This window comes from Gimesia chilikensis (assembly GCF_007744075.1).
Taxonomy (GTDB): Bacteria; Planctomycetota; Planctomycetia; order Planctomycetales; family Planctomycetaceae; genus Gimesia; species Gimesia chilikensis_A.
Map to the genome: position 1 here is coordinate 4,422,938 of NZ_CP036266.1, position 21,988 is coordinate 4,444,925.

Sequence of the window (21,988 nt, forward strand, 5' to 3'; positions counted from 1 at the left end):
CTGATCTCCACTCAGGACATAATAACAACAGCGAATTCACGTGATACATTCCATTTGACTTTTGAGTTCTTCAGATGACTCAAATCCATTACCAGAACTGTTTTCGGGCCTCTGTCCCGGCTTCCGGGGACAGAATTAAGATAGCATGAAATCACCTCTCGTATTCCGAACCCCACTCATTTCCATGCTGCTGTTACTGCTGTTCTGGGCACAGCCTTCCCTGTCGCCTGCAGCGGAACAGTCTGGTGCTGTTGAAGTCGAGCAGGTCCAGGTCGGTTTTGGCGGCATCTACAAGGTAGGACGCTGGGTTCCCGTGACACTCAAAGTCGCGACGAAAGAAGCCACCAGTCTGCAATTCACAGTTACCGCCCTCTCCCCGGACGGAAACCCCACGGAAGTCCCCTCGCAGGTCTTTGAATGTCCGCAACCAGGTGAGTACCAGTTACGCTCCCTGTTCAAAGCAGGTCTGCTGGACTGCCCCTTACGGATCCGATTGAAAGAAGCGAAATCACAGGCGGTTCTGCAGGAGTTCGCTTACACGCCCCGGTCTGCCCAAAATCAGTTCGCAGGCATGGGAATCAAACAGTCAGTGGAACTCTGGGCGACCATCGGTGAGGTAGCCGGTTACGATACGATTTCAGAATCAGAACTGGAGACACTCGACCCGAATCTGGATCAGTACAGCGTTCAGATTTCCGATCAGGCACTCTTGCCCGAAGACGCCTATGGCTACGACACGCTTGACACTCTGATTGTCGACAGCGACTACAGTGTGAGTGGGGTGAAAAACAGAGCGATTCGAGACTGGGTCGCCAGCGGCGGTCACCTCGTGATCTGCGTGGGTACTGACCAGGAGGCGTACCAGCAGAGTGATTTCGCCAAATGGATTCCAGTCAAGATTCTGGGAACCAGCCGCGTACGTGAGCTGAGCAGCCTTGAACTGTATGCAACTGTCCGCTCGCGAATTCGCGGAGTCGCCACTGCTTCTCGCATTCAAATTGACGCCGGCGAAGTGCTGGCCACCTCTCTGGATGGCCCGCTGCTCGTCCGTGTTCCTTACGGACTGGGTGTGGTCACATTCCTGGCACTGGATCTGAATACCAGCCCGCTGTCTGGCTGGGACGGACTGGAAAACCTTTGCCCCAAACTGGCACTCCGTGGAAATCAGGTCACCGCCACGCGCAGCAAAAATGCCGAGCTGGGTAAACGGATTTCACAGACCGGAATTTCCGAACTCGAAACACAGATGTTTCATTCACAGCAGAATTTCCTGGGTGTCAAACGTGCTTCACACTGGTGGGTCATGGGATTGATCCTGGTCTATCTGCTGATCATCGGCCCCCTCGATTACCTGGTCGTGCATCGGATCCTGAAGAAACCGCATATCACCTGGTTCACTTTTCCCACAATGGTCCTGCTGGCTGCCGGCTGGGGTGTGTTGACCGCCAAACAGAACAACGGCTCCCAGTTGCATTCGACTCAATTGAATCTGACAGACTACGATGCCACCACCGGGCAACTCCGCGGGCGGTTTTACCTGAATCTCTACAGCCCGGAAACGCGGCGTTACCAGGTTCAGGTGATGTCTGAAATTCCCACAACCACAGCCCAGTCTGACAAGTTTCCAACACACCTCTGCTGGAATGGCCTGCCGGAAACCACGTTTGCCGGCATGTATCGCTCTGCCGAAGGAACGATTACGGGACCCACGTATGCGTTCACGCCGGATTCCACCGAAATCAAAAATCTGCCTCTGCTGAAATGGGGCACCAAGAGTCTGCTGGGAGACTGGTCACAGCAGCAGCCTGAGCTGCTCACTTCGAATCTGACAGGGAACAGCCTGGGACAGCTCTCCGGGAATCTGACGCAGCATTTTTCCGGTCCTCTGAAAGACTGGGTGCTGGCGTATGGCAACCGGATTTATCTGCCTCTCGTCAATCCGGAGCAGCTGGAAGACTCGTACATTCCCGCCGACGAGGCTTGGGACATCAACGGTCCATTGGTCGAATCGCGTAACATCAAAGGTTATCTTACTGGTTCGGTTTCGCGACGGATCGCCGCCCGCGGCGCGAATGCGGGCAATGTCGTTACCGAACAGACAGAATACGATGCCTTCTCCAAAAACGCTTACCAGATCCTGAAGATTCTGACATTCCATGAAAGCTCAGGGGGCTTCGGCTATACAGGACTCTCCAATATTGCAGCCGAGCAACTGGATCTCACCGAACAATTGCGGCTGGGACGAGCCGTGCTGTTCGCTCGACTGGATCAGCCCCTCAGCCAGGTAAAGCTGGACGACACCGAGTTGCCCCAGGATCAGCAGGACACCTATCTGCGTGTCGTAATCCCCGTGAAACGCTCGCGGGAGATTCAATACGAGTTACCTTCGCTGGACGAAAAAGAGAACAAAGAAAAAGAAGAACTGCCCCAGCAGCAGGACACACCTACCGGGAGTGATCAAGAGTGATTGAAACACGTAATTTAACCAAACGCTACGGTAACCTGGTTGCCGTGAATAATATCAATCTGAACCTGGGTGAAGGTGATGTCTTCGGTTTTATCGGCCCCAACGGTTCGGGCAAGACCACGACCATGCGGATGATCGCCACGCTGCTCAGTCCGGACTATGGCGAAGCCTATGTCTGCGGGAAATCGATCTACACGCATCCCGAAGAAATCCGTCGTCTGGTCGGCTTCATGCCCGACTTCTTCGGCGTCTATGACGACATGACCGTGATCGAATACCTCGAGTTTTTCGCCTCGGCTTATCGCATCAAAGGGCCGCAGCGCCGTAAGGTCTGCGAAGAGAAACTGGAACTGGTCGATATGACCTTCAAACGGGACGCCATGGTCAATCAGCTGTCCCGCGGCCAGACTCAGCGAATCGGGCTGGCACGTGTGCTGCTGCATGAACCGCAGGTGCTGCTCCTCGACGAACCTGCCAGCGGTCTCGACCCCCGTGCCCGTATCGAGATCCGTAACCTGCTCAAACGACTGGGGGAAATGAAGAAGACCGTGATCGTATCCAGTCACATTCTCCCCGAACTGGCAGACGTCTGTACGCGGGTCGGCATGATCGAAAAAGGAAACCTGATCGTCGATGACAACGTCGATGAGGTCATGAAGAAGGCACGTCAGCGGATCCTGCTGCATGTTGCGGTGACTGAGAACACCGACAAGGCAGCAGCCCTGCTGGAAAAGAATCCCCAGGTTTCCCAGCTGGAAATCAAGAAAGATGAGATGCTGGTGACGCTGCAGAATGATGTGAAGGATTACACCTTCATTCCCTCTCTGCTGATCGGAGAAGGCTTCCAGCTCAAGTTGTTCCGCGAAGAGGAAATCAACCTGGAAACCGCCTTTATGGAACTGACCAAAGGTCTCGTTCAATAAATCATTTGTTTCAGCGGTCAGGTTGACGCAGCAGTCTACGTCAACCTGATTCACTGATCGTGATGACTACTTCTTCTTTTTCGCTGCTTCACGCTTTGCTTTGCGTTCTGCTTCTGCTTTGGCTTCCGCGGCTCTGACTTCCTTTTCGGGTTTGCGTTTCTGCTTCAGCAGCCATTCGTAAACCTCGGGGTTGTTGTAGGTTTCCGTCCAGGAATCGTGACCGGCTTCCGGATAGATCGTAAACGAAACATCGGCCTTTTCTTTCTTGAGCACGTCGACCAGCGTCTGCGAACGATCCAGTGGCACAGCGCCGTCTTTCGCTCCGTGGAAAACCCAGATGGGAACGTGTTTGATTTTCTTGACCCAGAACTTTTCGCCACCGCCGCAAATCGGCACCAGGGCGGCGAAGCGGTAAGGCGTATACGCGGCCAGGGACCAGGTACCGAAGCCTCCCATACTCAAGCCGGTTACATAAATCCGGTCTTTGTCGACCTTGTAGTTCTTTTCAATGTCATTCAACAGAGCCGTCAGTTCCACCGGCTGCCAGAGTTGCTCTTTGGGACACTGGGGAGAAACCACGATGAAGGGGAACTGCTTTCCGTTCTTGATCAGCTTGGGAGGACCGTGGACTGTCACCAGATCCAGATTATCTCCCCGCTCTCCGGCACCGTGCAGAAACAGCATTAAGGGCCACTTTTCTTTCTCGTCGTAATTCTCGGGCAGATAGATCAGGTAATCCATGTTGACTGGAATCGTGGTTTTGAGCTCTGCAGCACCCTGCTTGCCCGACTGTGCTTTCTCTTCCGCCTGGATGGAAGCCCCGCTCATCAGCATGAGCAGTGCCAGAGTACCTGGTAACATTTTTCGCAACATAGGTCTTTTCTCTCCATATCCTGATTTGTGGTTCTGTGAAGTTAAGCAAGATAGATCCTGAGCATGACATACCCGCAGTCTCTCCGCAAGCGAAGCATGGACGCGAAATAGAGACTCCCCCGTCGTCAACCCAGGGAATATACACAGCTTTCACAAACAGCCACTCATCCCATTTTAACAATCTGAGCTCCACGAACAGCGACCTACGCAGCCATCAATGTATGGAGACTGCTCTTCACCTAAATTCAGTCATCTGTTATTGTTCGGTCCACAACTCCCGCTTCTGTTCCAGAAGTGAATCGTACTCACATCCCAACCTACCGATCTGTTTCGCGCATGAAATCTGCTTCCCCCTGCGGAATCAATTTAGCCCGAGTGTCAGAGGTTCGTCGAAGTCATCAAAAATGGCTGTCGTGGACTCTCCCTCTTCTGGTCTGCGCTGCACTCTCTGGATGTCAGAAAAGTCTGTTACAAAACGTCAGCGAAACGCCGGTCGTGACTGCCTTCAAAGAAGTAGAAACCTTCAAACCAGAGATCCCCGCCGAGCTGGAAGGTTTAAACGTTTATCTCTCCCAGGATCTGTGGGTCAAAAACCATCACTGGTCTCCGTATGACGAATGGAAAACACTTCGCGATTTGAAAACAACGGAGCTCTCTGCCCCACAAAACCATCGCTGGCTGTTTGGTGTCAAACAAGACAGCTCTCCCCTGCAACAGGTCACGCAATCTGTCAAAACGACTGACAAGTCAGCACAAGCAGAACAGGTCGCAGACGATACCACACCAGAGAAATCAACTGGGACTGAGAAACCGACTGCTCCTGACAACAAGTCAGCTACAGAGAGTTGGTCATTCAATGCCCTGCATGACTTCTTCCACCGGGAAGAAGATAGCGAACCAACGCATAAGTCACAGAAAATTGCCGCCCTGCAACAACTGGCCGCACATGATACCCTGGCCGGCTGGAACGCAACCATCCTCTGGGCCACCTTGGCCCCCCGGACTGCAGCCGACACCATTCCGACGCTGGAGAAGCTGGTCTGTGAAGCGGATAAGCGTTCGGACTCCGAATCAAAATCTGACAAGAAACAGAAAGCCAGCATTTCGCCAGGCATACGACTGGCTGCACTCAATGGTCTCTCACTGGTACTGGCACATGCAGATGCGCTGCCTATTGAGACTAAGCAACGCCTGACCCAACTGCTTTCGCGTCCTGATATTTCCTTCAAGCTGCGAGGGGAACTCTACCGCAGCCTGTCACGTTTCATGCCGCCAGCTCAAATCACATCCATGAACCAGTCGATGGATATCACTGACAGCAGCGCGTTGCCACCGAAGGAACTTCGCCGGGCGGCCCTGGAAGGCTGTATCATGCATGGCCTCTGGTTTTATGCGGAACCGGATCAGTTTTCCCATCGCACTGCAGCCTCACAACAACCGCGTCCTTACCAGTCTTCTGCCTGGCCTGAGAATATCATGCAGGTTCGCTGGGATCCGGATGCCATCATCCGTTGGAACTTCGGCTACTGGGCGGCCGTGGTTCGTCATCCCGACGCCGAAGCCATCCTGATCGCACAACTCAAAGACGCTGATCTGCTGGTGCAGAACAATGCAATCAGAAACCTGGGACTGCTGGGCAGCGATACCGCACTCCGCATGTTGAAACAGCAATCCACCCGCCCCCAGGAAACAGTACGTGTCGCCGCTGCGACGGGCCTGAGTTCATGGGGTCCTGTCTACCTGGCTGGCCTGGGAGATGACAGCTCCTCTGCCGTACGCCTGGCGGTCGCCGAAGGCCTGGGACAGTCTCCCACGCCTGATGCCGCTTTGCAACTGAAGTCCCTGATCAACGACCGCAGCACCGAAGTGCAACTCACCGTGATTGAATCGATCCGACACTGGCCAGACGAACTGGCAATCCCCCTCCTGCTGGAAGGGATTAAGGAAGGCGTCTTCAAAACACGCCGCGCCAGTGTGCTGCAGCTGACCGAACGGACGGGTGTCGGCGGGATCATCTCCATCGAAGCCTCACGTGAAGAACGGACAGCCGCCATCCAGTCACTGGTACAGTCGGGACAACTTCCCGGCGGATTCTGGACGCAGTTGATGCAGCAGGGAATCCATCAGGAATCCCGCGTGAATCAGGGACGTGTCGCGGAACTGCAGGCTTACTTCCAACAGTTGCTCAACCAGAGCCCTGACGCTCCCGGCTGGCAACACGCTTTCCAGGAGTTGTCCCAGTTGACTCCCGAAGAAGTCAATCAGCTGGAGAAGATGATTCTGGAGACATCGGTTGCCATCCCGGATGAGGTATACAGCGACCTGCTTCCCAAACTCGATACAAATTACGCCGCACTCCAGCAGTTGAACAGTTCGCATGTCACCGACCGGCGTCAGGCGGCCCAGCAACTGTTTATGAGCTCACAGAAATCTTCGCTCAATCCGGTGATCGTCAAACGTCTGCGTACCATGATGTCCCGGGAACAGGACCGGCTCGTCTGGCGGATTGTGATGGAATCGATCTCCCGAGACAGCTATGAAGAGGCCGCTCAGCTTGCCCTGCTGGCAATCAATCACAACTGGCCTGACATTCGGGTGCTGGGCTGCGAGTATTTTGGTGCTCACGGAATTCCCCAGTATGCCCCCTGGGTCTTACCCCTGTTGAATGACAGCAACCACTCCGTGCAACTGGCGGCAATCCGTACCCTGGGACAATGCCATAATCCCATCGCCATTAACGGTGTCCAGACGGACGAACAAAATCCGTCGCGACCGGCATCGCTACGGAACCTGCTAACCCATTCGAATCAACGTGTCCGCTTTGAAACTGTGGTCGCTTTGAGTCACCTGGGCGACTTCCAGGGTATGCAGGAACTGGTGCGTCTCTCCAACGACACCCGCAGTGCGGTCAGACGGGACGCCGTACGGGAAATGGGAGAATCGGGCCAGACGCGGTTCGTAGAACCACTGATCCAGATGGCCTGGACCGAACGTAACTCGTCCACCCTGGAAGAGATTCTGAGCAGCCTGGGCAGACTGGTTCCCCCATCCGATCGACCAGCGGAATTGAAGACGGTTTCCAGCCCCAGCGAGCAGGCGAAAATCTGGATGAACTGGTGGCAAACTCAGCACTCAGGGTCCAGTTCTCGGCTGTTTACAGGGAGTTAAGTGTGAAATCTCGTTTTTGGGCCTCTAGTAGCCTGTTCTCGCCTCGGTGTTCACAGTATTATGGGCTGTAATTGCACTCATTTTCAGTATCCAGAGAATCACATCTTCACCGCGGAACGACTTCATGACGAACTACCACGACGATTTTCAATTGGAATGGCATGGAAACACGGTTGTAATCATTCCGGCGAGCAACGTGGAATCCATGAGCTGGGACCTGATCGAACAGGCCGCTGATATCGTCATGGCACCACTGCAGGAAGTTGAAATTCCCATGGTTGTTTTTGACCTGAGTGATGTGAGTTACTTTGGCTCGGTCTTCCTGGCCCTGCTGCTGCGATGCCACAAACATGTCCGCAGTCGTGGAGGCGAACTGGTACTGTGCGGTGCCAGTAAAATGGCCAGCGAATTACTCCGCATTACGGCGTTAGACACTCTCTGGGCCATATACGAAACCAGGGACGAAGCCCTCGATGCCCTGATGGGTTAACAACTGTTACCAGCCTTCATCTCGACCAGCTACATTAAAGGATTAATTGATCATGTCGAGGAAATATCGAAAAACCCGCCCCCGCGTTTCAGAGTCTGACGTACTGCCAACGGAACACTGTACCGAGCTGTATCCGCACGAATCGATTATCGCCAGTATCAAAGACACAGCCGACAAACTCAAGCAGGACCAGGCAACGCGCGGCGACCTCAAGATTCTCGACCGAGCTCTCAAAGAACTGCGCTACGCCTTCAAGGTTTTCACACCTTACCGCAAGCAGCGAAAAGTGACCGTCTTCGGTTCAGCTCGAACTCTGCCCGACGATCCCGCTTACCAGCAGGCCCTGCACTTCGGTCGCAGAATGGCGGAAGAAAAATGGATGACTGTTACCGGCGCCGGCCCGGGGATCATGGAAGCCGCCCACGTCGGTGCCGGGACCGATATGTCGATGGGCGTCAACATCATGCTTCCGTTCGAGCAGGAGCCCAATTACGTCATCCATAAAGACGAAAAACTGGTCAACCTGAATTACTTCTTCACTCGCAAGCTGCTGTTTGTGAAAGAGGTCCACGCGATTGTCTGTTGTGCGGGTGGGTTCGGCACCCAGGACGAAGCCTTCGAAACCCTGACGCTGGTTCAGACCGGCAAACGGGATCCGATGCCCATCGTCTTGCTGGAAGCGCCGGGAGGCACGTACTGGAGTGACTGGAAAACCTACATTGAAAACAATCTGCTGAAGCATGAACTGATCTCTCCGGAAGACTTGTCACTGTTTCATATCACCGATGACATCGAAGATGCCGTCGACGAGATCATCGGATTTTACAGCGTCTATAACAGTATGCGGTACGTCAACGGACGCCTGGTTCTGCGTCTGCACGTCGAGCCCAGCAATGAATTCGTGGAACAGCTCAACATTGAATTCAAAGACATTCTGGAATCAGGCATCATTACCAAGGTCGATGCCCACGATCTGGAAATGGACGACGAACACCTCGTCGACCTGCCTCGCATTTCGCTGCTGTTCAACCGCAAAAACCTGGGACGTTTACGGCAGATGATTGACCGCATCAACTCGGAACTGGCTCCCGCTCCTGGCGAAGAGGAGGAGGAAGAAGAATAGTCAGCCTCCCAGCAGACTTTTAAATTCATCTTCCTGTTTAAGCTGCTCCTGCAGCTTCGCCATCGCACGGCTGACGAGCACCCGCACAGCGACATCTGATTTACCCAGTTGGTCAGCAATTTCACTCGAATTGAGCCCTTCGACATATTTGAGTCGAATAGCCTCGCGACTTTCCTCGGGAAGTGACTCCAGTGCGGTCAGAAGTTTCATTTCCCGGGCACCGCGAGAGAACGCCTGGCTGGGGCTGGTCATACTGGCTACCAGCAGATCCATAAAACCCTGCCCTGCTCCATCACCGCCAGCCGGCTGACGAATCTCCCGTCCAGCAGCCCGCTTCTGCACCTGGAAGTATTTGCGATGATTATCAATAATCCGGCGTTCTGCAAGATGACAGAGCCAGTTGAAGGGCGTTTTCTTTTCAAAATCAAATTCAGAAAATGTTGAGACGGCATTCAGCGAGACTTCCTGCAGAATGTCGTTCGCTTCCACTTTGGATTTCAGCGCATCACTCATGTTCTTGTTAATGAACGCCAGCAAAGGGGCGCGATGAATTTCGAGAAATTCCAGCAGCGCGGGTTCGCTGCCTTGCTGAATCCGTTGGATCAATTCTTCAATATCTGCCGCCATGCCGCTTCTTACTTCCTGCCTGAGTTCAACCATTTACGCACAGCATTCTGCTTTCATCGCCGTGCAGGATTGATTACCATGTGGACTGTATTACCGAAGACATTGACATTTTATAGCACGTCCAGCGCCTGTCAGCCACATAAACCTGCTCGATTCCAGGTCTGAATCCGCCAAACCATTACCCGGGAGTTCACTGTTGTCCGAAGCTACGCCAGGTCTTGAATCAACAGAGAGCCAGCTTGCGCTTGATGCATTGACTGAAGCCATGGAACAGTTTGTTTCCGACTGGGAGTCTGCAGAAGAACCGCCCGAGTTACGTGCTTATCTTTCACAAACGCAGCCGGCTCCGGTTTTTCTGTTGAGCGAGTTGATCAAAATCGACCTCGAATATCGCTGGCAGCGTTTTAACTTCCCTAAACGCCTGCAGGAATACCTGGAGGAATTCCCCGAACTGCAGACCGCGAGCCTGCCCTTTGACCTGCTCTATGAAGAATATCATCTCCGGCGGCAGAACGGTTTTGATGTCGATCCCGACGAATACCTGGGCTACCTCCCCACGGGTAGTCCACAACTGCAGCAACTCTTCGATCTGGATCATGCCTACCAGACCACCAGTCTATTCCACAAGACCCGACCTCAGACATGGCATCAGTTTCAGCCCGGACAGACGGTAGATGATTTTGATCTGCTGACCCTGCTCGGTCAGGGTGCATTTGCCCGTGTCTTCCAGGCACGCCAGAATTCGATGCAGCGTCTGGTCGCTTTGAAAATCTCGGAGGATTCCAGCGACGAACCACAGACCCTGGCTCAGTTCGACCACGAAAATATCGTGCGAGTGTTTGACCAGCGCATCCTTCCCGATGAAAAACTGCGTCTGTTGTATATGCAATATCTGCCGGGAGGCACTCTGCAGTCGGTGATTGAACTGATTCGCAAAACCGCGCCCGCAGAACGTTCGGGCAGCCTGCTGGTTTCCGCCCTGAATCAGTCACTGGAATTACGGGGAGAAAGCCGACCGACCGAATCGGTCACCTACCAGACCCTGAATTCACTCACCTGGCCCGAGACGATCTGCTGGATCGGCATCCGGCTGGCCAAAGCGCTGGACTATGCCCATCAGAAAGGGGTCCTGCACCGCGACATCAAGCCTGCGAATGTGCTGCTGACTGCGGAGGGGGTTCCCAAACTGGCCGACTTTAATATCAGCTTCAGCTCGCATGTGACAGGGACGACGCCCGCCGCCTATTTCGGGGGCAGCCTGGCTTACATGTCGCCCGAACAGCTGGAAGCCTATGATCCCACGCATACACGTCTGCCCGAAAGCCTGGATGAGCGCAGCGATCTCTTTTCGCTGGGGCTGATGCTGGCCGAGTTGCTGACCGGAAAACGCCCCTTTGATAATCCTGCGATGACCGACAGCTGGTCCAGCCTACTCAGTCAGATGATCGAACAACGTAAAGCCGGTCAGAGTCTGCAGGCAGCTCCTCAGCACCTGCCCCCCGATTGCCCCGAGCATCTGATTACCGTGCTTCAGAAATGCCTGGCTCCCGATCCTGCAGAGCGGTGGAGCTCGGGCCAGGAACTGGCCAGCCAGCTCGAATTATGCCTGAATCCACGTGCCCAGCAGATCCTGTTTCCTTCATCGAAAAGCTGGTTTACCCGTTGCACCGGTTGTGAAGTGCTGATCGTGATTTTGATTGTCGCGATACCGAATATCCTGGCGGGACTGTTTAACTTTTTCCACAACCAGAAGCACATCATCGAGCAACTCAAAAATTCGCAGGATGCCTTCTGGAATATCCAGACCGCGATCAATTTGATCGCCTACCCGACCGGCCTCGGTCTAATGGGCTGGCTTACCTGGACACTGGTCAGAGAACGCCCCCCGAAAGGAGCTCCTGCGCAGCCCGCTGTGCCACCAGATACGATGTTGCAGAAACGTTGCCTGCGGCTCGGGCACTATGCGGCCCTGATCTGTACGACGCTCTGGATCATTGCAGGGATCGCCTACCCGGTGAGCATGCATTACGCCATCGGTTCGCTGCCGGTCTCTGCGTATCTGCATTTCCTGGGATCGCTGCTGCTCTGCGGTTTGATTGCCGCCAGTTATCCGTTTTTTGGCGTCACGTATTTCAGCCTGCATACGATTTATCCGCAGCTGATCGAACGGGCTGATTTCAGTCAGCAATCTCCTGAGCCGCTGGAGCGACTCAAGAAATTGAGCTGGGTCTATCTGATCCTGGCGTTCCTGGTGCCGATGCTCAGTATCGCCGCCCTGGCGATATTAAACCTGGATGACAAACTCGCCATCGTGCTGATTACGGTCGCAGGCACACTGGGAGCGGTCAGTATCTTTCGCGTCTTCCAGTCGCTTCAGGCTGACCTGGATGCGCTCATCACGCTTTACTCCCGAAACCAGCGCGGTCCACAGTCGGCTTCGCTCTCCGGAATCAACTGAAAGACCTGCTTACCGCTGCAGACTGGAGAAGATTCCGCCTCCATGGTAGGGAGCCCGATCCGCCAGCAGTTCTTCGAGTCGCAGCAGCTGGTTGTATTTGGCCAGGCGTTCGCTACGTCCCACGGAGCCCACCTTCAGCTGACCGGCACCGGTCGCCACGACCAGGTCGGCGATAGTGGTATCTTCGGTTTCTCCACTGCGTGCTGAGACGACGGGCCAGTAACCGTGATCGATGGCCATCCGCAGGGTTTCCAGCGTTTCGGTCAGAGTGCCGATCTGGTTAAGTTTGACCAGCACACTGTTCGCAGTCTGACTGGAGATACCCTGCTGCAGCCGCTGCCGATTGGTCACGAACAGATCGTCGCCAATCAACTGCACGCGATGCCCCAGGCGTTCGGTGAGTTTCTTCCAGCCTTCCCAGTCATCTTCGGCCAGGCCGTCTTCGATACTGACGATTGGATAGGTGTCGACCCAGCGTTCCAGCATGTTAATCACATCGTCGGCTGAGAGTGCTTCCTCACCCGTCGCATTCAGGTGATAGGTGTTACTCTCCGCGTCATAGAAGTGCGTACTCGCGACATCCAGACCGATGGCGACATCATCGCCCGGTGTCAGGCCGGCGGCTTCAATGGCCCCGACCACGTACTTGACCGCTTCACTGTTGCAGGAGAGTTTGGGACCGTAGCCCCCCTCATCGCCGATGAGGGTGCCTTCGTGTCCGGTCTTGTTGAGGATCTGTCCCAATCGACGGTAGATGGTCACGATCCATTCAAAGGCCTGACGATACGAGGTCGCTCCGACCGGCAGAATCAGAAAGTCCTGAAAATCGAGATTGCGACCTGCGTGCAGTCCTCCCGAGATCATGTTGACCATCGGAAGCGGCAGGGACATCGACTTTGCGAGAAGGGAAGTCCGCGCCCGCTGTATCGGTTCGACACCGGTCTGCGACTCAAGATACTCCGACCAGATTTCCGCAAACCGTTCTACAGGGCTCTGCTGTTGTGCCTCGGCAGAAGCGTAGGCCGCAGCCAGAGAGGCTCCCAGAATTGCGTTTGCCCCCAGTCGTGATTTGTTTTCTGTTCCGTCCAGTTCGAGAAGCCGATCATCGATGGCCCGCTGGTCAGCCGCATCCTGACCGATCAGTGCATCCGCTATTTCGCGGCGGACATTCTCGACAGCGCGGGTCACTCCCAGTCCGTCAAAGCGATCGGGATCTTCATCTCGCAGTTCGACGGCTTCAAACTTTCCGGTACTGGCGCCACTGGGAACGATGGCCCGTCCCGGACGACAATTGGCACAACAGATTTCGACCTCCACCGTGGGATTACCCCGACTGTCAAATACTTCGCGTGCTTGAACATACTCGATTTGTGTCATGACAGAATACTCTCCCGTCTGCCTTTGTAGTTCCGAATTATTGTCTGAAGCTCTCAGACAGTTCCTTATTTAAACATAACAGGATTCTCGGGCCGCGTCACCCGAGCGTCCCTCAGGAGGTCAGCATCTCCCGTAGTCTTTGAAACGCCTGCGGCAGGGAAGCCGGTGCGTCCAGAATCAGCGATAGTGCGAAAGATCGAACCTGATCCTGCTGTGCGCTGGAGAGGTAATCGACAGTACTCTTACCATCGACGCGGGCCAGCATGCAGGCTGCCAGATGTTTGATGGTCCGCTGTCCGATCTGCGGTTCTTCCATTTTAGCAGTCTCTGGTCCCGACTTCAGAGGCGCGACGACCTCAGTGCTGAGGTAGGACTCCCAGAATGTTTCTGACAACTCAATACAGTGAGTTCCCTCTGTCTGAAAATGAATGGCCTTGAGCAGGAGATGACTCAGAAAGAATCCCAGGTCAAAAGCCGGATCACCAAAATGGGCTGTTTCAAAATCGACCAGATGGATCTGCTCGTCGGTGATCAGGATATTCTTGGGACTGAAGTCTGCCAGCACCAGACAGAGCCGATGCGCGGACATTTCCTCGATCAGTTCTGCAACCCACTCTTTGATTTCCGGATGTGAGCGAACAATGAACCGGTAAAAAGGATCGATGCGCAGCTGGTCAAAGATCTCCCAGTCCCCCCACCGCTGCTGATAGCCTTCCTGAAGGAACGACTTTCTGTGGATGGCGCTCAGATATTTCCCCAGTTCGCGGGCCACCGTTTGATTAACCCGGCCATCCAGCAGTTCTGCCTTCCAGACCCTGTGATCGGCGGCGATCGCTTCCATGGCGAACAGGTAGTTGTCCCGATCCTCGAACAGCACCCGCGGGACCACCCCCGCGGGTAACAGTTGCTCCAGTTCCTGCATCACTTCCAGTTCGCGCCAGATCCGCTCCAGCTGACTGAACCACTCGGCCTGGGTCCGCAGCTGCTTGCGGGACTGCTTGATCACAAAATCGGCGTCGGCTGCCCGATCTATACGAATGACGATATTGGAGACCCCCCAGGCCAATGCCTCGGCGTCAGCCTGCTCATCAGGTTCCAGCTGTCCCTGTTCCCTGAGATACTCAATCACGTTCTCCGCAGTGATCTCCCGCTCCATGTTTTCTTCCCATAAGTTGATAACTGGTAAGCGTTAATCCTATTTTGACCGCTTCATCATAATCTGAGATTCCTTCTCTTAACAGGCTTAGAATGCGCTTCCCCGGAGGAAATCAGCAGGCGGTGTGCTCTAGGCGCTTTCCTCACCAGCCGCATAACCTGCATAATCCGCTGCTACGCAGGAATTACCTGACCGGTTTGACTTTAACAGCCGGCAGGTTGAGTTGTGAAAAACTTGGTTTACCAGCAACTTTTTGTTGCCAGAACCAATTTGTATGCTGTAAGATGATAATGTTGGGTTAGTTGTAATAAATAGCTGATTCAGCGACTTTTCGTCTTACACCACATGAAAGTGGTATTTTCTCCGTGAACCACAGGAACGTTTTCTATGTTGTCCACAAAAACCGTGTCCCGATTTTTGACAATTCTGACCGCTGGCTGCCTGGCTCTGTGCCTGAGCACAAACGTGGAGGCCGGCAAAAAATCGATCCGTCCGCAAAAATATGATCCCTCTGCAGAAAAGGTAGACGATCTGTTTGACGCCATGGAATCCGGTCTGGTCGATGTCGAAATCATCGCGAAGAGTTCCAAAGGTGGCAACGTTCTGATTACGAACAATAACGATAAACCGTTGAACGTAAAATTGCCGGAAACATTCCTGGCAGTTCAGGTTCTTAAGCAGGGTGCCCTTGGCGGTGGTCTGGGTGGCGGCGGTCTGGGCGGTGGCTTAGGCGGCGGACTCGGTGGCGGCCAGGGTGGTCAGGCACAGACAGCCGGCGGTGGTGCCGGTGGTGGTCTGGGCGGCGGGCTCGGTGGTGGATTAGGGGGAGCCGGTGGCGGTGGTGCCGGCGGTGGTTTCTTCTCTGTTCCTCCTGAAAAAACAGTTTACGTCCCTTACACTTCGGTCTGTCTCGAACACGGTAAAAAAGAGCCATCCTCACGGATGGAATACCGGATGGTCAAAACCGAAGACATGGTCAAAGATCCTGCTCTGCAGGAACTGCTGAAGCTGGTCGCAACCGGCCGGGTGAACCAGCAGGCAGGTCAGGCAGCAGCCTGGCACCTCGCCAACAAGATGAGCTGGCAGGAACTCGCTTCAAAATCAATCAAACACGTTGGTGGCCTGCCACCTTCGCCTTACTTCAATCCTGCTGAACTGCAGTTCGCCGTTCAACTGGTTGGCATTTCTCATGAACGTGCCCGCAACCGGAAAGACATCGACAAAACTGAAGAAGCCCCTGCCCGGGCTCAGACAGAAACTGTTCGCAGCTTTTCCAAGTAAAGCAATGCAAGACATCACAAGGCTCGCTTCGGCGAGCCTTTTTTTATGCGCCACACTACCATCTGGTCAAGCTGTCCGGTATTTTGGATACATGTCTCAACATTGATCTGAATCCCCCCAACCGGAGCTCTCGACCATGATGCTGCTACTGCGAAACGTCATCTCCCCCCTGTTACTCCTGGCCTGCCCCCTGCTGATTCTCCCCTCCGCGCTCTCTGCTGCAGACAACGAACCGCTGCGCATCATCTGCTTTGGAGCGCATCCGGATGATGCGGAATATAAAAACGGAGGCACCGCAGCCTTGTGGGCCGAACAGGGACATAAAGTCAAACTGGTATCAGTCACGAATGGTGACATCGGTCACTTTGAAATGGCCGGCGGCACGCTGGCACAGCGTCGTAGCGCAGAAGTCAAAGCCGCGGGTAAGATCCTGGGAGTGGAAACAGAAGTTCTGGATATCCACGATGGCGAACTGCTGCCGACTTTAGAGAACCGAAAAAAGATCGTCAAACTGATCCGGGAATGGAAAGCGGATCTGGTCATTTCGCATCGTCCGTGGGACTACCATCCCGACCATCGTTATGTGGGTGTGCTTGTCCAGGACGCCGCGTTCATGGTGACGGTTCCCTACTTCTGCCCCGATGTACCGCGGCTGAAAAAGAACCCCGTCTTCATGTACTCGAGTGACGGTTTTCAGAAACCCTATCCATTCCGTCCAGATGTCGTTGTCGCTTTAGACAATGTGTTTGAAAAGAAACTGAAAGCAGTTGCCCAACTGGTATCTCAGTCTCTGGAAGGGGGCGCTGGTGGCAGCCCGGAACGCGCCGCCAAAGTTCCTCCCGCGAATCCCCCGGAACTGCGGGTTGAACATCTCCGCCCTTCCTGGACACGACGTCAGTCGAACGAAGCCAACAAGTACCGTACAGAGCTGATTAACATTTACGGTGAAGACGTTGGTAAGCAGGTCAAATACGCCGAATCGTTCGAACTCTGCGAATACGGTTCACGCCCCAACAAGCAGGCGTTACTCAAACTGTTTCCGATTGAAGCATCGATCCCCAAGACAGATGAATAACCTGCGGCCAATCATCTGCGATTCCGTTGCCTGAACAGCGGATAATCACCAATCAGACCTTGAGAGATGAGATTTGCTCTTCTCTCAAGGTTTTTCGCGTTATGGTCTGGTCAGAGGCACACGCGGTGAGAATAATTGACAATAGTAGTCTGATCCGATTACTATTATCTGTAACAGCGATCATCAAGGGGACTCACCTGTTCTCCCATGTTGCGATGGCGTAGCATTGACCTTCCAGAGACGCACCCGGATCGTTGCATTGCCTGATAACAATGAGGGCAAGTCTATGAAATTCGGTCTACTCACATTTACCGGTTCCCTGTTTCTGCTCTCCTCATCGCTGCTTCCGCCTGCGATGCTCTCTGCGAATGAAAAATCAGAGAAGGCAGCGGCTGTCGATTTCCAGAAACAGATCCGCCCACTCTTCCAGGCCAAATGCTTTTCCTGCCATGGAAGTGAAGTTCAGGAGGGGGGATTCCGCCTCGATCTGAAAAGCCGCGCCCTGGAAGGGGGCGACAGCGGCATCGCTATTAAACCGGGACACAGTCACGAGAGCGAGCTCTATCATCGCCTCGCCGGCACTGGGGATGGGGATAAAATGCCCCCCGAAGGTGAAGGCACCCCGCTGACGAAAGAGGAACTGGCTCTGGTTGAAACCTGGATCAAACAGGGTGCCGTCTGGCCTGAAGTCGCGGGGCAGAACAAGACGCCAGGATCTGACCACTGGTCATTCCAGCCCATCAAAGACGTACAGCCTCCCCAGGTCAAGCAGTCAGACTGGGTCAAAAATGGTATCGATGCCTTTATCCTGCGAAAGCTGGAACAGGAAAATGTAACGCCTGCACCCGAGGCAGATCGCAGCACACTCATTCGCCGCGCGTATCTGGATCTCACCGGTCTCCCCCCTTCCGTGGAAGAGTGGAAACGCTGGAGTTCCGAACCGAGTCCACAGTGGTATGAAAACATGGTCGATCAACTGCTGGAATCGCCGCATTACGGAGAACGCTGGGCCCGGCACTGGCTGGACCTGGCTCGGTATGCAGACAGTGACGGCTATGAAAAAGACAGCAAGCGTCCGCATGCGTGGCGCTGGCGTACGTGGGTCATCAACGCACTCAATGATGACATGCCTTTCGATCAGTTCTCCATTGAGCAGATTGCCGGCGATCTGCTGCCGAATCCGGACACGCGGCAACTGGTGGCAACCGGCTTTCATCGTAACACGCTGATTAACCGTGAAGGGGGTACTGACCCGGAAGAGGATCGCGTCAAACGCACCGTGGACCGAACCAACACCCTGGGCTCTGTCTGGCTGGGCGTGACCGTGGAATGTGCGCAGTGTCACACGCATAAATACGATCCGCTCACTCAACGGGAATATTATCGGCTATATGCGTTTTTTAATTCGCTGACCGAGCCGGATATCGGCGCACCACTTCCCGAAGAACAGGCGGCGTTTGAGAAAGCCAACCAGGTCTACCTCAAAGCACACGCGCCGCTGGTCAAAGCAGTTCAGGAATACGAACAGCATAAACTGGTCGGCTCGATGGAAAAATGGGAACAACAGAAACCGGACCAGAGTCCGGTCTGGAACATCCTGCAACCTGAGTCTCTCCAGGCAAAACAGAACACCACCCTCAGCGTGCTGCCGGACCGTTCTATTCTGGCATCCGGAGAAAACCCAGGACGGGCAGAAATTTATACGCTGACCTTTAAAACCAACCTGCAGAACATCAATGGTATTCGACTGGAAGCCCTGCCCGATCCGAGTTTGCCTCGCCAGGGACCGGGACGCAGTCCGACCGGCGATTTTGAACTGACAATGCTGACACTCAAGGCAGCACCGTTGAATGCGCCCGATAAAGCGACAGAAATCGATCTGGAGAAAGCTCAAGCCAGCTTCGAGATGGCGGGCTTTAAGGTCGACCGCGTGATTAACAACAGCCCGCACACAGGCTGGTCAATCAGTCCTCAACAGGGGAAAAAACAGATCGCCACCTTTGAAACCAAAGAGAGCTTTGGCAATGAAAAAGGGATGTTGCTCACCGTCACGCTGCAGCAGTCGACTACCCGTAAGCTGTATCACAATCTGGGCCGGTTTCGCCTGTCGCTGACCACCGGCAAAAAGCCGCTCCCCCTGACCGGGATGACGGACCTGATCGCCGAGACGCTCAATACGCCCGTTGATCAGCGAACCGAGGTCCAGAAACAGGAACTTCGCGAATACTATCGCATGATCGATCCCGAACTGAAGAAGCTGAAAGACCAGGAACTGGCCCACAGGAAAAAGGCGCCCCAGGATCCATCTGAGACCACGAAAGCTCAGGTCGTCGATCATCTGAAGACGCCACGCAAGACACGCCTGCTGGTCCGGGGTGACTTCCTGAATCCTGCGGATGAAGTTCAACCGAATACCCCCGCAGTGCTGCCTCCGTTGGAGTCAGAACAACCATCGCGTCTGGATCTGGCCCGCTGGTTGTTCAATCCACAGCATCCGCTGACGGCCCGAGTAACAGTCAACCGGATCTGGAGTCGCTATTTCGGACGAGGTCTGGTTCCCACGATCAACGACTTCGGCACACAGGGGGAGCCCCCCTCGCATCCCGAGTTGCTGGACTGGCTGGCGACCCGGTTTCGCGAACAGAACTGGAGCATGAAACAGCTGCACCGGCTGATTGTGACCTCCGCCACTTATCGCCAGTCTTCCGAAAAACGTCCGGAACTGGCGGAACGCGACCCTTACAATGCCTGGTTGTCACATCAGAACCGTTTGCGGGTCGAGGCGGAAATCATCCGCGATGAGGCCCTCTCGGTCAGTGGTCTGCTCAAGCATAAGGTCGGCGGCCGGAGTGTGAACCCGCCACAACCTGAGGGGATCGCCAGTCTGGGATATGCGAATTCCGTCAAATGGCCGACCAGTAAAGGTGACGACCGTTATCGGCGGGGGCTTTACACATTCTTCCAGCGAACCGTGCCCTACCCGATGCTGATGACTTTCGATTCGCCTGATTCCAACCTGAGCTGCACCCGTCGCGAGCGTTCCAATACGCCGCTGCAGGCGTTGACGATCTGGAACGATCCGGTCTTTTTTGAGTGTTCCCAGGCTCTCGGCCCGCGGATTGTGAGTGAGACTCAGGGAAAAGACAGCAGCCTGGAGCAGCGGATTCAGCATGCGTTTGAACTCTGCCTGACCCGGGAACCTGCGGAGTCAGAAGTCGAAATCATCAAACAGCTCTACCAGGAACAGACCCGACTGTTAAAGTCCGATCCCAAACTGGTAAGCGAATTGACCAGCAAACAGACGATTCCCGCGGGAAGTACTCCCCAGGAAGTCGCGGCCTGGATCATCATCGGCCGGGTGCTGCTGAACCTCGATGAGTTCGTCACCCGCAGCTAGTTTTCTTCTGACAGCAAACATTATTTGAAATCATTTATTGAGTCTGGATCATTGCCATGTTGAATCCTCCCACTGAATCGTTGAATCTGGCCCGACGTCGGTTTCTGATGAATTCATCCTGCAGTGTTGCCGGTTATGCCCTGGCTACCATGATGCAGAAAGAAGGACTGCTGGCCGGGGAAGACTCAGTCAGCCTGGCGAATCCCCTGGCTCCGAAAGATGCCCATTTTCCCGGGACCGCGAAGAACTGCATATTCATTTTCCTCGCCGGCGGTCCGAGCCAGATCGATCTGTATGACCCGAAACCCAAGCTGCAGGAATTGAACGGTCAGCCGCTGCCCAAGGAGCTGACAGAGAAAGTCCGGTTTGCGTTCATTAATAAAGAATCAGCGACGCTGAGCGGCAGTTCGCGCAAGTTCAAGAAGTACGGGGAATGTGGGACCGAGTTCTCGGATGTCCTGCCCCACATTGGCTCCTGTGCAGATGATATCGCGCTGGTTCGCTCCATGTATACGGAACAGTTCAACCATCATCCGGCGCAGCTGATGATGAATACCGGAGTAGGCCGGTTCGGGAGACCCAGTGTCGGGTCGTGGTTGACCTACGGACTGGGAAGTCAGTCCAACAACCTGCCCGGTTATGTCGTCTTGACGGCGGGGCGTGGTGCCAGCGGCGGGGCTTCGCTCTGGTCGAGTGGCTCGCTGCCTTCGACGTATGCGGGCGTACTGTTTCGTAATCAGGGCGAACCGGTATTGAATCTGAATAACCCACCGGGAATCAATTCGGCGATTCAGAAATCGGGTCTGGAAGCCATCAAGCAGTTGAACCAGGAACAACTGCAGCGTACGGGTGACGATGAAATTGCGAGTCGGATTGCGAGCTACGAACTTGCGTTCCAGATGCAGTCCTCGGCCCCCGAACTGATTGATCTCTCCAGTGAAACAAAAGAGACGCAGGAAGCCTACGGGGTGAATCGCAAGGGGAATACCAAGGAAGGCAAACGGGGAGGTGGTTCGGATACAGAAGCCGCCTTCGGACGTAACTGCCTGCTGGCACGTCGACTGGTCGAGCGTGGTGTTCGCTTTGTGAATCTGTATCACGCTTCCTGGGATCATCACAGTGGTCTGGACGCAGGAATCGAGCGGAACGCCGGAATCGTGGATCAACCCGTGGCTGCTCTATTGAAAGACCTTAAACAACGCGGTCTCCTGGATTCCACACTGGTCGTGATGGCCGGGGAATTTGGTAGAACGCCTCTCGGTGAAAACCGAACGGGTTCTAAAGCGGTTACCGGACGCGACCACCATCCCAGTGCCTTCAGTCTCTGGATGGCCGGCGGAGGCGTAAAAGGGGGACAGGTTATCGGGAAGACCACCGAACTGGGCTGGTCGGTGGAAGAGGATCCCGTACACATCAACGATTTTCACGCGACCCTGCTGCACCTGTTCGGTTTAAACCACCTTAAACTGGCACAGAAATTCGGTGGTCTGGATATCCGACTGACCAATGTGGGTGGTAAAGTCGTAGATAAACTGATCGCTTAATCTACAGTGCTGAACCACAACGGACTCAG

The 21,988-nt window shown here is 54.5% G+C and carries 14 protein-coding genes; 10 read left to right on the forward strand and 4 right to left on the reverse strand.

The genetic code is table 11. The features are described from left to right. The first annotated feature begins 145 nt into the window (after positions 1-145). Together HG66A1_RS16610 and HG66A1_RS16615 are read left to right on the forward strand one after the other, a co-directional pair. On the forward strand, positions 146-2,467 hold the full coding sequence (locus tag HG66A1_RS16610) for a hypothetical protein (protein WP_145186234.1): 2,322 nt from the start codon (positions 146-148) through the stop codon (positions 2,465-2,467). Further along, positions 2,464-3,390 (forward strand): ABC transporter ATP-binding protein, encoded by a 927-nt coding sequence (locus HG66A1_RS16615; RefSeq protein ID WP_145186237.1) that lies wholly within the window; start codon positions 2,464-2,466, stop codon positions 3,388-3,390. The genes HG66A1_RS16610 and HG66A1_RS16615 overlap by 4 nt, the downstream gene beginning before the upstream one ends. A 66-nt stretch (positions 3,391-3,456) precedes the next feature. On the opposite strand, the gene HG66A1_RS16620 is transcribed toward HG66A1_RS16615, so the two are convergent. Beyond that, positions 3,457-4,263: a prolyl oligopeptidase family serine peptidase gene (locus tag HG66A1_RS16620; protein WP_197996625.1), complete on the reverse strand. Its 807-nt coding sequence runs from the start codon at positions 4,261-4,263 to the stop codon at positions 3,457-3,459. Positions 4,264-4,758: 495 nt separating this feature from the next. Between HG66A1_RS16620 and HG66A1_RS16625 the strand changes: the two genes are divergently transcribed. The 3 genes from HG66A1_RS16625 to HG66A1_RS16635 all read left to right on the forward strand — a co-directional run bounded on the left by HG66A1_RS16625 (position 4,759) and on the right by HG66A1_RS16635 (position 9,044). Beyond that, positions 4,759-7,431 (forward strand): HEAT repeat domain-containing protein, encoded by a 2,673-nt coding sequence (locus HG66A1_RS16625; protein WP_197996626.1) that lies wholly within the window; start codon positions 4,759-4,761, stop codon positions 7,429-7,431. Between the two features lie 124 nt (positions 7,432-7,555). Then, positions 7,556-7,921 carry an STAS domain-containing protein gene (locus HG66A1_RS16630; RefSeq protein ID WP_145041575.1) on the forward strand — a complete coding sequence of 122 codons (366 nt, stop codon included), beginning with the start codon at positions 7,556-7,558 and terminating at the stop codon, positions 7,919-7,921. 52 nt (positions 7,922-7,973) lie between these two features. Next, entirely contained in the window at positions 7,974-9,044 is a 1,071-nt protein-coding gene (locus tag HG66A1_RS16635) for an LOG family protein (protein WP_145186243.1), read from the forward strand. Here the strand turns inward: HG66A1_RS16635 and HG66A1_RS16640 are convergent, their stop codons facing one another. After that, positions 9,045-9,671 (reverse strand): RNA polymerase sigma factor, encoded by a 627-nt coding sequence (locus HG66A1_RS16640; RefSeq protein ID WP_145186246.1) that lies wholly within the window; start codon positions 9,669-9,671, stop codon positions 9,045-9,047. A gap of 196 nt (positions 9,672-9,867) precedes the next feature. Here HG66A1_RS16640 and HG66A1_RS16645 point away from each other — a divergent pair, with 196 nt between their 5' ends. Continuing rightward, a complete protein-coding gene (locus HG66A1_RS16645) occupies positions 9,868-12,129 on the forward strand; it encodes a serine/threonine-protein kinase (RefSeq protein WP_145186249.1) in 2,262 nt (753 codons plus the stop codon). 9 nt (positions 12,130-12,138) lie between these two features. On the opposite strand, the gene eno is transcribed toward HG66A1_RS16645, so the two are convergent. Both eno and HG66A1_RS16655 read right to left on the reverse strand, forming a co-directional pair. Further along, the gene (gene eno / locus HG66A1_RS16650) at positions 12,139-13,506 is read right to left on the reverse strand and encodes a phosphopyruvate hydratase (RefSeq protein ID WP_145186252.1); all 1,368 of its coding nucleotides are present in this window, start codon (positions 13,504-13,506) and stop codon (positions 12,139-12,141) included. A gap of 112 nt (positions 13,507-13,618) precedes the next feature. Beyond that, a complete protein-coding gene (locus tag HG66A1_RS16655) occupies positions 13,619-14,662 on the reverse strand; it encodes a phosphotransferase family protein (protein WP_145186255.1) in 1,044 nt (347 codons plus the stop codon). 387 nt (positions 14,663-15,049) lie between these two features. Here HG66A1_RS16655 and HG66A1_RS32040 point away from each other — a divergent pair, with 387 nt between their 5' ends. From HG66A1_RS32040 to HG66A1_RS16675, 4 genes are all read left to right on the forward strand, one after another. After that, positions 15,050-15,943: a hypothetical protein gene (locus tag HG66A1_RS32040; RefSeq protein WP_197996627.1), complete on the forward strand. Its 894-nt coding sequence runs from the start codon at positions 15,050-15,052 to the stop codon at positions 15,941-15,943. A gap of 136 nt (positions 15,944-16,079) precedes the next feature. Next, a complete protein-coding gene (locus tag HG66A1_RS16665) occupies positions 16,080-17,018 on the forward strand; it encodes a PIG-L deacetylase family protein (RefSeq protein ID WP_232106593.1) in 939 nt (312 codons plus the stop codon). A gap of 286 nt (positions 17,019-17,304) precedes the next feature. After that, complete coding sequence (locus HG66A1_RS16670) at positions 17,305-20,415, forward strand: PSD1 and planctomycete cytochrome C domain-containing protein (RefSeq protein ID WP_145186259.1); 3,111 nt, start codon at positions 17,305-17,307, stop codon at positions 20,413-20,415. Between the two features lie 56 nt (positions 20,416-20,471). After that, on the forward strand, positions 20,472-21,959 hold the full coding sequence (locus tag HG66A1_RS16675) for a DUF1501 domain-containing protein (RefSeq protein ID WP_145186262.1): 1,488 nt from the start codon (positions 20,472-20,474) through the stop codon (positions 21,957-21,959). Positions 21,960-21,988 lie beyond the last annotated feature (29 nt).

Coding starts and splice junctions, on each gene's coding strand:
- HG66A1_RS32040 (WP_197996627.1), top strand. CDS start 15,050: ATGTTGTCCACAAAAACCGTGTCCCGATTTTTGACAATTCTGACCGCT.
- HG66A1_RS16620 (WP_197996625.1), bottom strand. CDS start 4,263: ATGTTGCGAAAAATGTTACCAGGTACTCTGGCACTGCTCATGCTGATG.
- HG66A1_RS16635 (WP_145186243.1), top strand. CDS start 7,974: ATGTCGAGGAAATATCGAAAAACCCGCCCCCGCGTTTCAGAGTCTGAC.
- HG66A1_RS16610 (WP_145186234.1), top strand. CDS start 146: ATGAAATCACCTCTCGTATTCCGAACCCCACTCATTTCCATGCTGCTG.
- HG66A1_RS16630 (WP_145041575.1), top strand. CDS start 7,556: ATGACGAACTACCACGACGATTTTCAATTGGAATGGCATGGAAACACG.
- HG66A1_RS16670 (WP_145186259.1), top strand. CDS start 17,305: ATGAAATTCGGTCTACTCACATTTACCGGTTCCCTGTTTCTGCTCTCC.
- HG66A1_RS16675 (WP_145186262.1), top strand. CDS start 20,472: ATGTTGAATCCTCCCACTGAATCGTTGAATCTGGCCCGACGTCGGTTT.
- HG66A1_RS16655 (WP_145186255.1), bottom strand. CDS start 14,662: ATGGAGCGGGAGATCACTGCGGAGAACGTGATTGAGTATCTCAGGGAA.
- HG66A1_RS16665 (WP_232106593.1), top strand. CDS start 16,080: ATGATGCTGCTACTGCGAAACGTCATCTCCCCCCTGTTACTCCTGGCC.
- HG66A1_RS16640 (WP_145186246.1), bottom strand. CDS start 9,671: ATGGCGGCAGATATTGAAGAATTGATCCAACGGATTCAGCAAGGCAGC.
- eno (WP_145186252.1), bottom strand. CDS start 13,506: ATGACACAAATCGAGTATGTTCAAGCACGCGAAGTATTTGACAGTCGG.